Below are 12,553 nucleotides of genomic sequence, written 5' to 3'. Positions count from 1 at the left end.
TGTGATTGCAATAACATTCTTAGCTTATGTGAAAATGATCGATTTCACTTTTTTTCAGAATTAACCAAAAAAAACGCGAAATTAATAAACGGTTAGGCTTTCAATAACATTCCGGTAACGATGTTGCTGTAAAACGATATTCAGCAAACAACAAATTTGCTCTCTTCGGATTAGGTACTGCGTACCGAAGTGATGTTACTACAAGCGTATTTTTGTAGAGCCGCGTAACTTGGCTAAAAAACCGTGCTGTTCTTAATTGAACAACACGGTTTTTCTTTTGGTGGATCAAATTCATCGTTTCATTGCTGAAAATTCGGTGTTAGTGAAATTGCCATGACAAAAGCACTTATGTTTCAAGGGACAGGCTCTGATGTTGGCAAAACCGTACTGGTCGCCGGTCTTTGCCGCTTGGCGTCTAACCGCGGTATTAACGTTATGCCGTTTAAACCACAGAATATGTCTAACAATGCAGCTGTTGCCGATGATGGTGGCGAAATTGGTCGTGGCCAATGGTTACAGGCGCTTGCTTCGCGCGTACTACCATCAATTCATATGAACCCTGTTTTATTGAAGCCGCAATCTGAAATTGGCAGCCAAGTGGTGGTGCATGGAAAGTCTCGTGGTCACGCAAAGGCGCGCGAATATAAATCAATGAAGCCGCAATTAATGGAAGCGGTGATTGAAAGTTATCGCAAACTGCAAGAAAGCTGCGACTTGGTTTTAGTTGAAGGCGCAGGATCACCAGCGGAGATTAACCTTCGGGCAGGGGATATTGCCAATATGGGCTTTGCGCGTGAAGCCGATGTACCTGTTGTTTTAATTGGCGATATTGATCGCGGTGGGGTGATTGCATCCATTGTTGGCACGCATACCATTTTGCCTGATGATGATCGGGATATGATCAAAGCTTATCTGATCAATAAATTCAGAGGCGATGTGACGCTGTTTGACGATGGTATCAAGGCGATTGAGAGTTTTACCGATTGGCCATGCTTGGGCGTTGTACCTTGGCTCAAGGCTGTTGGTAAATTGCCACCTGAAGATTCTGTTGCGCTCGATCATCTTATTCAATCGAATTCCGGGCTGCTGAAAATTGCCATTCCTAAATTGCCTCGTATTGCCAATTTTGATGATTTTGATCCGTTGGTTGTCGAGGACAATGTGAATATTAAATATATCCAATCTGGTGAGCGCTTGCCACAGGATACGGATATCGTGATTTTGCCAGGCTCAAAATCAACAATTGCGGACCTTGATTATTTAAAACGCGAAGGTTGGCAGCAAGCGCTTCAAGAGCATCTTAATCGGGGTGGGCAGATCATCGGTGTTTGTGGTGGCTATCAAATGCTGGGACGTAAGATTTATGATCCTGAACATATTGAAAGTGAACTGGATGAAATCGATGGGTTTGGGCTTTTAGATATTGAAACTGAAATGGCGCCGCTAAAGATCACTGAAAATGTGATTGCGGACACCAATATCTTTAACGCGCGCATCAATGGTTACGAAATCCACATTGGCCGAACGTCGGGCGTGGATTGCGAACGTCCTTTTTCGGTTATCAACGGGAATAAAGATGGTGCGATCAGCTGTGACGGCAAAGTCATCGGCACTTACCTGCATGGATTATTTACCTCAGATGCGTTTCGCGACAAACTTCTCACCTCGCACGGAATTGCAAGTTCTGAAGCCAATTATGAGCAATTGGTCGATGATGCATTAAATGAACTGGCCAATGAGCTGGAAAAATTGGTCGATTTTGATCAGCTTTTGGATATTGCTGCTCACAAGTAACAATGCGTGTGAATTTGATTGACAGTTCGCATAGCTAAGAATATCACTTCTCCACCATTTGGTTTTTGTTCAGCGGACCGCTGTTCAAAATGAAAAGGGAATGTGAGGAAATTGACCCAAATAGGGGATTTTAATCACAGCCGAACCCGCGACTGTAGAGCGACTAGGCACTCTTTAAGGTAATAATATTGGATAATTCAGTCTGATTATTACCGGCTATACCACTGATAAAGTGGCATGGATAACCCAGGACGAACGCCTCTATTCTCTACGAATCGTTCCCTGCCATGCCACGTTTTTCGGGAAGGTTAAGAGTGCTGTTGGTGCAAATGCACCTGAAAGCGTGAGCCAGGAGACCTGCCAAGAGGTGTTTTTTAACCGCCCAACGCTTTGGCGAAAGCTGCGGGCACTTATGGCACGGGGATGGCTATATGATAGATTTAACGCTTAGGGGCCATGGATATGGCACCTGCTCAGTTAGGTTACATATTCCGGTCAGCCGAATAGCTGATTGGACCTTTAAATGAGCAAAAACCCTCATGTTTTCGTGCTTGGTGGTGCAAGGTCTGGAAAATCAGTCTTTGCGGAAAAGCTTGCGCTTGGCTTAGGCGAATTAAATTCATCAAAATGTCTATACATAGCGACCTCTCAGATTTGGGATGAGGAAATGCGCGCGCGCGTTGATTTACATAAAGAACGTCGCAGCGCGAATTGGGAGACCATTGAGGTTCCGCTTGAATTACCAAATGCTCTTATCGAACATTCTGAAAAAGGCTGCGCAGTCCTGGTGGATTGCCTCACGCTCTGGGTCACAAATTTGATGATGGAAGAGCGGAATATAAATGCAGCGTGTGATGCGCTGGTCAACGCAATTACATCCATCGATACGCCAATTATTTTCGTGTCCAATGAAGTTGGGCAGGGCATCGTGCCAGATAATAAAATTGCGCGTGATTTTCGAGATCACGCGGGAATATTACATCAGAAATTAGCAGCAGTTGTTGATGAGGTTTACTTCATAACCGCAGGCTTGCCCACAAAACTAAAAGGCTAAATCATGTTACAATCAAAAATTCCAGCCACCGTGATCACCGGATTTTTAGGTGCAGGTAAGACCACAATGATCCGCTCGATGTTATCGGATGCGGGCGGCAAGAAAATTGCGCTCATCGTCAATGAATTTGGTGATTTGGGTGTTGATGGCGATATTCTAAAAGGATGCGGCGCTGAAAACTGCACTGAAGAAGATATTGTTGAACTTACGAATGGCTGTATCTGTTGCACGGTTGCAGATGATTTTATCCCAACGATGGAAAAGCTGCTTGAGCGTGAAGATCGACCTGATCATATCGTAATTGAAACCTCTGGTCTTGCTTTGCCGCAACCGCTTGTCGCTGCATTTAATTGGCCTGAGATTAGCGCACAAGTAACAGTTGATGGCGTTGTAACTGTTGTAGATAGCGCTGCCGTTGCCGATGGTCGTTTTGCTCATGATGTCAGCAAAGTTGATGCACAACGTCAAGAAGACGAAATGCTTGATCATGAAACCCCGCTTGAGGAATTGTTTGAGGATCAGCTCACCGCAGCGGATATGATCATCTTAAATAAAGCAGATCTCATCTCCGAGGAGACGCTTGGCGCTGTTCGCGAAACCGTGCAAAACGCGATCAAGCGTAAGCCTGCAATGATCACAGCCAAAAACGGTGTTGTGCCTTCCGATGTGTTGCTTGGTCTTGGCGTTGGATCAGAAGATGACATCCAAAATCGTAAGTCACATCACGAGCAACATCATCATGATCATCACCATGACGATGACCATGATCACGATCATCACCACCACGATCATCATGACCACGACGAATTTGAAAGTTTTGTTGTTGAATGTGGTGCGATCACAGCGCCGGATGATTTTTGTAAATCACTTGCGGGCGTGATTTCAAAACATGACGTTCTGCGCTTGAAAGGCTTTATGGATGTGCCAGATAAGGTGATGCGCCTAAACATTCAGGCTGTTGGGTCACGTGTTGATCAGCATTATGATCGTCCTTGGTCAGGTGGAGAAACACGCTCCTCTCGCTTGGTCGTTATCGGCCTTCATGACATTGATCAATCCGCTATCACGGCTGAAATCCAAGCGCTGGTATAGGAAACCTTTATGCATCTTCTACTCGCTCAAAAAGGTGAAATAAACGATGGTGATGAGGCCGTTGATCTCGGTCAATCATCAGGCGATATTTTGTTTTTGACAGCAGCTGATACAGAAGTTGCAAGTGTTGCCGCTGCGGTTGATGACGTTGCGGGTCTTAAATGGCGGCTCGCAAACCTTTCTCAGCTTAAGCACCCGATGTCAGTTGATACTTATGTTGTACGAATGGCGAAAACTGCGAAGCTGATCGTGATCCGCGCCTTGGGTGGTGCAAGTTATTTCTCTTACGCGATTGAGGCGCTTTTTGCGGCGGCTGACAATAACAATGTAAAAATTATTGTACTTCCCGGGGATGATAAACCTGATCCTGAGCTTGATCGCTTTAATAATTTAGACGCCGCAACTTGCGAACATTTATGGAATTACCTCATCCAGGGCGGGCAGCAAAATTCAGATAATTTTGTGCGCGGTTGTGAGGCAGCAATTTCTGATGCGGATTTACCTGCATCAGCTAAACCATTGCTCAAAGCTGGGCTCTATTGGCCAAAGATATCGCCGCAATCGTTGTCTGATATACAAGCTTTGTGGGTCAAAGATGCACCTGTTGTTGCGATTTCATTTTATCGTGCATTGGTGCAAAGCGGGCAGACATCCCCAATTGATGCACTCATTGCTGAGCTTTTGGACCAAGGCATAAATCCGTTACCGATATTTGTTGCCAGTCTTAAAGACCCGGTTTCGCAAGCAACTGTGACCACTTTGTTTGATCAAACAAATCCAGGTGTTGTGATCAATGCAACAGGTTTTGCGGTTTCCAAACCGGGAATGGTCCATGAGCGGACCGTGCTTGAAAGAGACGGTGCAGTTGTTTTGCAAGCAGTTTTGGCTGGTAATGATTTCAACGCCTGGCAATCTTCTTCGCAAGGTTTAACAACTCGCGATTTGGCCATGAATGTTGCCTTGCCCGAGATTGATGGCCGCGTGATGACGCGCGCAATTTCATTTAAATCCGCAGGCTTTTTTGATGAGCGCGTTGAGACAAATATCATCCGTCATGAGCCACATGCTGATGGTATTGGGTTTGTTGTTGAGCTTGCAAAAAACTGGTGCCGCTTAAAGGCTGCTGAAAACGCTGAAAAGCGCGTTGCGCTGATCTTAGCAAATTATCCTAACCAAGATGGACGGCTTGCAAACGGTGTCGGGCTTGATACGCCGGCAAGCACGGTTGAGGTTTTAGGTGCTCTTGCGGGCCAAGGTTATAGTGTTGAAAACGCGCCTTTAACGTCTGCTGAATTGATGGATATTGTTCAACGCGGTCCAACCAATGCAAAGCGCGATTGCGACGATGAAAAACAGATTCAAGAAGTTCGAGAAATACTTGAACTTGGTGAATATCAGAGTCATTTCAACGATTTGCCTCAATCCGTTCAGGAACAGATTCAAACGCGTTGGGGCGATGCAAAAGATGATCCTTTTGTGAATGAAGGTCGTTTTGAACTTCCGCTTACTAAGTTTGGGAATGTCGTCGTCGGTGTTCAACCAGCGCGTGGGTATAATATTGATCCAACCGAAAGCTATCATTCGCCTGACCTTGTGCCACCTCATGGATATTTTGCGTTTTATTTTTACTTGCGTGAAAAGCTGGGTGCTCACGCTGTTGTTCACATGGGAAAACATGGCAACTTAGAATGGCTTCCTGGCAAAGCATTAGCGCTATCTAAGACGTGTTTCCCTGCTGCAATCTTGGGCGCTTTACCCCACATCTATCCGTTTATTGTCAATGATCCTGGTGAGGGGACGCAAGCCAAACGCCGCACATCTGCGGTGATCATTGATCATCTTACACCGCCATTAACGCGCGCAGAAAGTTATGGCCCGCTTAAAGATCTCGAAGCTTTGGTCGATGAATATTATCTCGCAGCAGGTCATGATCCGCGACGCTTGAAATTGCTCAAGAAACAGATCCTTGAATTGGTGCGCGATACAGGCATTGGCCATGATGCAGGCGTGAGCCAGATCGATAATGATGATTTGGCGCTTGAGAAATTAGATGCTTGGTTGTGCGAATTAAAAGAGATGCAAATTCGCGATGGCTTGCACATTTTTGGCGTCGCACCTGAAGGACGACTGCTCGAAGATTTAACCGTTGCGTTAGCACGTTTGCCGCGCGGCACGGAGCAGAACGAGCAAAGCCTGCATCGCGCAATTGCAAAAGACTTAGATCTTGGTGAAGATTTTGATCCGCTTGATTGCGAGATGGCAAAACAATGGACTGGCGATCGCCCCGATGTGTTGCAGGCGTTATCTGAAGATAATTGGCGCACAAATGGAGATACGGTTGAGCGCATCGAGTTGTTGGCCTCCGATATCGTCGCTGGGACTTTCGAAGTTCCTAATGATTGGGTTGAGACAATATCTGTTTTGGCTGAGATCGATACGCAGATTAAACCGAGCGTCACGAGTTCAGGTGAAGCTGAATTAGATGCTATTATCGATGGGCTAAATGGTGAGTTTATCGCTCCGGGTCCATCAGGTGCGCCAACACGTGGGCGACCTGATGTATTACCAACTGGGCGAAATTTTTATTCTGTTGATAGTCGAGCCTTGCCAACGTCTGCCGCATGGGAGCTCGGTAAGAAATCTGCGGAATTGCTCATCGCGCGCTATGTGCAAGATCATGGCAATTGGCCGACCAGCTTTGGTGTGACGGCATGGGGCACATCGAATATGCGCACAGGTGGTGATGACTTAGCGCAAGTGCTTGCCCTAATTGGTGTAAAGCCGACTTGGGATATGACTTCGCGCCGGATGACTGGTTATGAGATTATCCCGCAAGCCAAGCTTGGGCGGCCACGCGTAGACGTAACTTTACGCATTTCTGGGTTTTTCAGAGATGCATTCCCGGATCAGATATCACTGATTGACCGAGCGATCAGAGCCGTTGGCGCGTTGGATGAAGATCAGTTTGATAATCCAATTGCTGCTCGTATGCGCAATGAGTTTGATCAGCTCGTCAATCAAGGCGTTGATCAGGCTACTGCAAAAAAACGTGCTGGATATCGCGTGTTTGGTTCAAAACCGGGTGCTTATGGCGCGGGATTGCAGGCGCTAATTGATGAAAAAGGTTGGGATGATCAGGAAGATCTTGCAAAAGCCTATACTGTTTGGGGTGGCTATGCCTATGGCGCTAATGAAGATGGCAAAGACGAGCAGGTCTTGTTCAAAAAGCGCTTAGGGTCGGTTCAAGCAGTGGTGCAAAATCAGGACAATCGCGAGCATGATCTGCTTGATAGTGACGATTATTATCAGTTCGAAGGCGGAATGACGGCAGCTGTTGCGCAAGCATCAGGGCAAAAGCCAGCGATTTATCACAATGATCATTCTCGTCCTGAAAAGCCCGTTATCCGTTCGTTAGATGAAGAGATATCCCGTGTTGTTCGTGCTCGCGTTGTTAATCCAAAATGGATCAATGGTGTTATGCGTCACGGGTATAAAGGCGCGTTTGAGATGGCTGCGACCGTGGATTATATGTTTGCTTTTTCAGCCACAACGGGGTCTGTTCGTGATCATCATTTTGAACTGGTATATCAGGCTTACCTTGGTGATGATGAAGTGCGCGACTTTATTGAGGATGCAAATCCTGAGGCGCTAAAAGAAATGGCTGCACGATTTATGGAAGCAGTAGATCGTGGGTTATGGACACCGCGCAGCAATTCGGCCAAATTTGATTTGGCCAAAATGGTAGAAGGAACACATTAAATGGCAGGCAAGATCACAGATAATATGACCGAAGACCAGCTCAATGAGCGTCACGCTGAGAAAATGAAAAAGAAAAAAGCAGCGCGTGACAAAATCATTGCAACTAAAACCATCGAAAAAGGTTTGGTAATGGTTCACACCGGTAAAGGTAAGGGTAAATCAACTGCCGCATTTGGTATGATCTTCCGTGCGCTGGGCAATGACATGAATGTCGGCGTTGTGCAGTTTGTGAAAGGCAAATGGGGTACTGGTGAACGCAAAGTTTTAGAAGCTTTTCCAGAGCAAGTGACAATCACTGCAATGGGTGACGGTTTTACTTGGGAAACTCAAGATCGTCAGCGCGATATTGAAGCTGCCCAACAGGCTTGGGAGCGTGCGAAAGCAATGATTATGGATGAGAATATCCACATGGTTTTGCTTGATGAGCTGAACATTGTTTTGCGCTACGACTATCTTGATATCAACGAAGTTGTTGAGTTCCTTAAAACAAAACCAGAGATGAAACATGTAATTATCACTGGTCGTAATGCCAAAGAAGAGCTGATGGAATTTGCAGATCTGGTCACTGAAATGACGATGATCAAACATCCATTCCGTTCTGGGGTTAAAGCTCAAGTTGGGGTGGAGTTTTAAATGTCTGAGAAGAAAGTTGCGCTGGTCACTGGTGCTGCACGAGGTATTGGTTTGGCTACGACCAAGCAATTGGTTGGCGAGGGCTGGCACGTTTATATGGTCGATTATGATGGTGAAGAGCTGTCAAAAGCATCGGCAGAACTTTCCTCAGTCACAGCAATTGATCTTGATGTCGCCGATGCTGACAATGTAAACAAGTTGCAGGCGCAAGTTACTTCAGAATTTGGCAAGCTAGATGCGCTGGTTAATAATGCTGGCGTTGCAGATTTTGGTCCTATTCAGGAAACAGACTTCAAACGTTGGCGCAGGGTGATGAGTAATAATCTCGATGCACCGTTTTTAATGGTGCAAGCGTTCACGCAATTGCTCTCAAAAGCCAAAGGGTCAATCGTCAATATAACGTCAATTTCCGGTTTTCGTGCAAGTACGCTTCGTGTGGCCTATGGCACGTCAAAAGCCGCACTAGCGCATTTAACTTTGCAGCAAGCCGTTGAGCTTGGCGAGATGGGCATTCGCGTTAATGGCGTAGCGCCAGGTCCTGTGAATACCAAACTCGCGCTTGCTGTTCACACACCTGAAATTCGTCAGGCATACCACGATACTCTAGCGCTTAATCGTTATGGGACTGAAGATGAGATTGCCAATGCGATCGTTTTCTTAACGAGTGAAAAAGCGAGCTTTATAACTGGCCAAATACTGGGTGTAGATGGTGGGTTTGAGGCCGCGGGGATAGGGGTGGCAGCACTTAGAGATTAAACCATGAAATTAAGGTCGCAATCGCATGTTTATTTGTCGTGATTGTGTTTGACCTTACCGATGTAAAACACTATTTTTCACCCGAATGTACGATGGTGCCTTTTAAAAGGCTGAAAGAGACTTTGGTGCGGCTGACTTAAATCAAGAGCCAATTCCGGAACTATCGATCATCAGAGCAAATTTTATAAAGTTTCTCTGGCGTCTCGTGCATCCTTGATGATGAAACTAACGGAGACGCGATATGCGAAAATTCCTTATTCTAAATACTTGTTTATTATTCACTGGATCCAGCCAGGCTTTTGCACATGGCGGCCATGTTGGCGAGCTTGCAGGCCATGCGCACTGGGTGGGTGTAGCCGCTGTCGTTGCTGCAGCTACCATTGCTGCAATTTTGGCCAAGGGCAAAAAGGCTGAAGACGAAGAAGCTTCGGACGAAGAAGTTTCTGACATTGAGCAAGAAGCGGAGGAGAGCGCGTGAGCGAGCAAGAAAAAATAGGCATCATGGTGTGTGGCCATGGTAGCCGAAACCAAAATGCTGCCAAGCAATTCTCATCTGTTGCGCGCGGTCTAAAAGAGCATTATCCAGATGTGCCGGTCGAATACGGTTATTTGGAGTTTTGTAATCCTGTGATTTCTGATGGTCTGGATAAATTGCGCACACAAGGGGTTACCCGTGTCTTGGCAGTGCCGGGCATGCTGTTTGCAGCCGGTCACGCTAAAAACGATATCCCATCTGTTTTAAATACTTATCAAGCGCAAAATCCTGGCATGGTGATCAATTATGGTCGCGAATTGGGTGTTGATTTGAAAATGACCCGTGCTGCGGGTGAGCGTATCCAAGAAGCAATTGATGCAGCTGATAAAGAACACGGTCCGGTTGAAAAGCACGAAACGCTTTTGATGGTCGTTGGGCGTGGTGCATCTGATCCTGACGCAAATTCCAATGTGACCAAAGTTACCCGCATGTTGTGGGAAGGTATGGGCTTTGGATGGGCTGAAACCTGTTATTCAGGGGTAACATTCCCGCTTGTGGCCCCGGGGCTGCAGCATGCTGCAAAACTTGGTTACAAGCGCATCATCGTGTTCCCTTATTTTCTGTTCACTGGTGTCTTGGTCAAACGTATCTTCAGCTACGCAGATGAAGTGGCTGCAGAACATCCTGACATTCAGTTTGTGCAAGCAAGCTATCTAAATGATCATCCTTTGGTGATCGAAACCTTCAAGGATCGTGTTGAAGAAGTCAAAGTTGGTCAGGCCTTAATGAACTGCCAACTTTGTAAATATCGCGAACAGGTTTTGGGTTTTGAAGACCAAGTTGGATTGCCGCAAGAGAGCCATCACTACCACGTTGAAGGTATCGGCGGTGGTTTGGAAGATTGCCCTTGTAAGGGTGATTGCGATGCATCTTGTCGTGATCCTGAGTTTTGCGAAAAACATGGCTTGCCGTTCACTCCGGTACATTCGCATGATCACAGTCATGGTCATAGCCATGATCATGAACACGATCACGACCACTCGCATGATCATCACCACCATCCATATCCGCATGCAGACCATCCGCTCGGTCCGAAATCCATGGAAAAGAAGTCGTAAGTCCGATGGCGGAGCTCGACTACGAACGCGACCCGGGTGAAATATACCGTCAATCCTTTGCGACTATTCGCAATGAGGTTGATTTGTCGCGTTTCGATCCTGGTATGCAACAACTTGCCATCCGTTTGATCCACTCTTGCGGAATGGTCGATGTCGTTGATGATATCGCTTATTCACCCGGTGCATTTGATATCGGCCGTCAGGCGTTATTAGATGGTGGTTCGGTGATTTGCGATGTGGAGATGGTGCGCCATGGCATTATCAAACGCCTTATGCCGTCTGATAATGAGATTATATGCTCATTGAACCACGAAGGTGTGAGATCTATCGCCGATGCAAAACAAACCACACGTTCAGCTGCGCAAGTTGAATTATGGCGCCCCAAATTGGCGGGCAGCGTCGTGGCAATTGGCAATGCGCCGACAGCTTTATTTCGTTTGCTTGAACTGATTGGGGAAGGCGCGGTAAAACCAGCCTTGATCATTGGGATACCGGTGGGTTTTGTTGGCGCGGTTGAATCAAAAGAAGCGCTCATTGCAAACCAGCTTGATATCCCGTTTATTTCGGTTCGTGGACGGCGCGGTGGTTCAGCAATGGCATCTGCTGCAGTTAACGCGCTTGCGGGAAAGCTTGAAAATTATGGCTAATGCACCTTGGTTGACAATATTGGGCGTGGGGGATGATGGACTTGCAAGCCTTAACTCATCTGCTCGCACATTGTTTGATCAGGCTGAAACGATTATTGCACCTGCGCGGGTGTTAGAGGCTATCGATACAGGCGATAAAAATACGATACCTTGGACATTTGGCGTTTCAGAAACAATCGCATTCATTAAAGAGCGTCGCGGCGAAGCGACAACCATTCTTGCAACTGGTGATCCAATGCATTTTGGCATTGGTGCGACATTGCGCAAGTTTTTTGATGAAGATGAGATGCTAGTTATCCCGTCACCATCGGGATTTTCATTAGCAGCTGCAAAACTTGGTTGGCGCTTGCAGGAAACCGCGATGATATCTTTGCATGGAAGATCTGTTGCCGGATTGGTTCCTCATATTCAGCCCGGGCGTCAGATCATATCGCTTACATCAAATGCAAAGACCATTTATGCCGCGGCGCAAAGCCTAGCGGAGCGTAAATTTACAAAGTCAAAGCTCACCATATTGGAACATATCGGTGGTGCAAGTGAGAAGATCTCGACATTTTTAGCCGAGGAACTGCTTAACGAGGATAAAGATTTTGCCGACTTCAACATGCTCGCAATTGAGTGTGTTGCAGAAGATGGCGCTGGGTTCTTCTCATGTGTTCCAGGTTTAGATGATGACGCGTTTTTGCATGATGGTCAGCTGACCAAACGAGAAGTCCGCGCTTTGACATTGTCACTGCTTGCTCCATATCCGCATGCAACATTGTGGGATATTGGCGCGGGGTGTGGCTCTATTGGAATTGAGTGGATGCGTGCCTGCCAAGGTGCAAAAGCATTTGCTGTTGAACGAGATGATGCGCGCTGCGAAATGATTGCGCAAAACGCCAATATTTTGGGAACGCCGCAGCTGAAGATACATCAAGGTGCTGCCATTGATCAGCTATCTGAGTTGCCAACTCCAGATGCGATCTTTATCGGTGGCGGATTAACTTCTGATGGATTGTTTGATGCGTGTTGGGATGCTTTGCCAGTGGGCAAAAAACTGGTCGCAAATGCGGTAACAGTTCAAAGTGAAGCTTATTTGACTAAATTGTTTGAAACCCATGGCGGCGAACTCACGCGATTGCAGGTTTCAAGGGCTGTTCCCGTTGGAAAATTTCATGGTTGGAAATCGAATATGCCTGTGACCCTATGGTCAGTGACAAAACAGAATATGAAAGGCGCTTGA

At 46.6% G+C, this 12,553-nt stretch carries 10 protein-coding genes and 1 riboswitch; all 10 genes read left to right on the top strand.

Annotation, left to right across the window (positions count from 1 at the left end; all coding sequences use genetic code 11):
• The first annotated feature begins 333 nt into the window (after window positions 1-333).
• Window positions 334-1,794: a cobyric acid synthase gene (locus tag ACZ1GZ_RS15020; RefSeq protein ID WP_472665701.1), complete on the top strand. Its 1,461-nt coding sequence runs from the start codon at window positions 334-336 to the stop codon at window positions 1,792-1,794.
• Window positions 1,795-1,836: 42 nt separating this feature from the next.
• Window positions 1,837-2,173: riboswitch (cobalamin riboswitch) on the top strand.
• Window positions 2,174-2,317: 144 nt separating this feature from the next.
• Entirely contained in the window at window positions 2,318-2,848 is a 531-nt protein-coding gene (gene cobU, locus ACZ1GZ_RS15015; RefSeq protein WP_472665700.1) for a bifunctional adenosylcobinamide kinase/adenosylcobinamide-phosphate guanylyltransferase, read from the top strand.
• Window positions 2,849-2,851: 3 nt separating this feature from the next.
• Window positions 2,852-3,940, top strand: a complete 1,089-nt coding sequence (gene cobW / locus ACZ1GZ_RS15010) for a cobalamin biosynthesis protein CobW (RefSeq protein ID WP_472665699.1) — start codon at window positions 2,852-2,854, stop codon at window positions 3,938-3,940.
• Window positions 3,941-3,949: 9 nt separating this feature from the next.
• Entirely contained in the window at window positions 3,950-7,699 is a 3,750-nt protein-coding gene (gene cobN / locus ACZ1GZ_RS15005; protein ID WP_472665698.1) for a cobaltochelatase subunit CobN, read from the top strand.
• On the top strand, window positions 7,700-8,332 hold the full coding sequence (cobO, locus tag ACZ1GZ_RS15000) for a cob(I)yrinic acid a,c-diamide adenosyltransferase (RefSeq protein WP_472665697.1): 633 nt from the start codon (window positions 7,700-7,702) through the stop codon (window positions 8,330-8,332). It begins immediately after the preceding gene.
• Window positions 8,333-9,088, top strand: coding sequence for an SDR family NAD(P)-dependent oxidoreductase (locus ACZ1GZ_RS14995; RefSeq protein WP_472665696.1), 756 nt, complete (start codon window positions 8,333-8,335; stop codon window positions 9,086-9,088).
• Between the two features lie 241 nt (window positions 9,089-9,329).
• Window positions 9,330-9,566 (top strand): DUF6732 family protein, encoded by a 237-nt coding sequence (locus tag ACZ1GZ_RS14990; protein WP_472665695.1) that lies wholly within the window; start codon window positions 9,330-9,332, stop codon window positions 9,564-9,566.
• A 23-nt stretch (window positions 9,567-9,589) separates the two neighbouring features.
• Window positions 9,590-10,681 carry a sirohydrochlorin chelatase gene (locus ACZ1GZ_RS14985; protein WP_472668320.1) on the top strand — a complete coding sequence of 364 codons (1,092 nt, stop codon included), beginning with the start codon at window positions 9,590-9,592 and terminating at the stop codon, window positions 10,679-10,681.
• 5 nt (window positions 10,682-10,686) lie between these two features.
• Entirely contained in the window at window positions 10,687-11,328 is a 642-nt protein-coding gene (locus ACZ1GZ_RS14980; RefSeq protein ID WP_472665694.1) for a precorrin-8X methylmutase, read from the top strand.
• A complete protein-coding gene (gene cbiE, locus ACZ1GZ_RS14975) occupies window positions 11,321-12,553 on the top strand; it encodes a precorrin-6y C5,15-methyltransferase (decarboxylating) subunit CbiE (protein WP_472665693.1) in 1,233 nt (410 codons plus the stop codon). Before ACZ1GZ_RS14980 ends, cbiE begins: the two co-directional genes overlap by 8 nt.

This window comes from Lentilitoribacter sp. JB5-8, from assembly GCF_055693385.1.
The sequence above is the reverse complement of the archived record's forward strand: the minus strand, read 5'-3'. Positions and strand labels throughout refer to the sequence as shown.

Excerpts from the sequence above, each read along its gene's own strand:
- ACZ1GZ_RS15020 (WP_472665701.1), top strand. The coding sequence starts at position 334 with ATGACAAAAGCACTTATGTTTCAAGGGACAGGCTCTGATGTTGGCAAA.
- cobU (WP_472665700.1), top strand. The coding sequence starts at position 2,318 with ATGAGCAAAAACCCTCATGTTTTCGTGCTTGGTGGTGCAAGGTCTGGA.
- cobW (WP_472665699.1), top strand. The coding sequence starts at position 2,852 with ATGTTACAATCAAAAATTCCAGCCACCGTGATCACCGGATTTTTAGGT.
- cobN (WP_472665698.1), top strand. The coding sequence starts at position 3,950 with ATGCATCTTCTACTCGCTCAAAAAGGTGAAATAAACGATGGTGATGAG.
- cobO (WP_472665697.1), top strand. The coding sequence starts at position 7,700 with ATGGCAGGCAAGATCACAGATAATATGACCGAAGACCAGCTCAATGAG.
- ACZ1GZ_RS14995 (WP_472665696.1), top strand. The coding sequence starts at position 8,333 with ATGTCTGAGAAGAAAGTTGCGCTGGTCACTGGTGCTGCACGAGGTATT.
- ACZ1GZ_RS14990 (WP_472665695.1), top strand. The coding sequence starts at position 9,330 with ATGCGAAAATTCCTTATTCTAAATACTTGTTTATTATTCACTGGATCC.
- ACZ1GZ_RS14985 (WP_472668320.1), top strand. The coding sequence starts at position 9,590 with ATGGTGTGTGGCCATGGTAGCCGAAACCAAAATGCTGCCAAGCAATTC.
- ACZ1GZ_RS14980 (WP_472665694.1), top strand. The coding sequence starts at position 10,687 with ATGGCGGAGCTCGACTACGAACGCGACCCGGGTGAAATATACCGTCAA.
- cbiE (WP_472665693.1), top strand. The coding sequence starts at position 11,321 with ATGGCTAATGCACCTTGGTTGACAATATTGGGCGTGGGGGATGATGGA.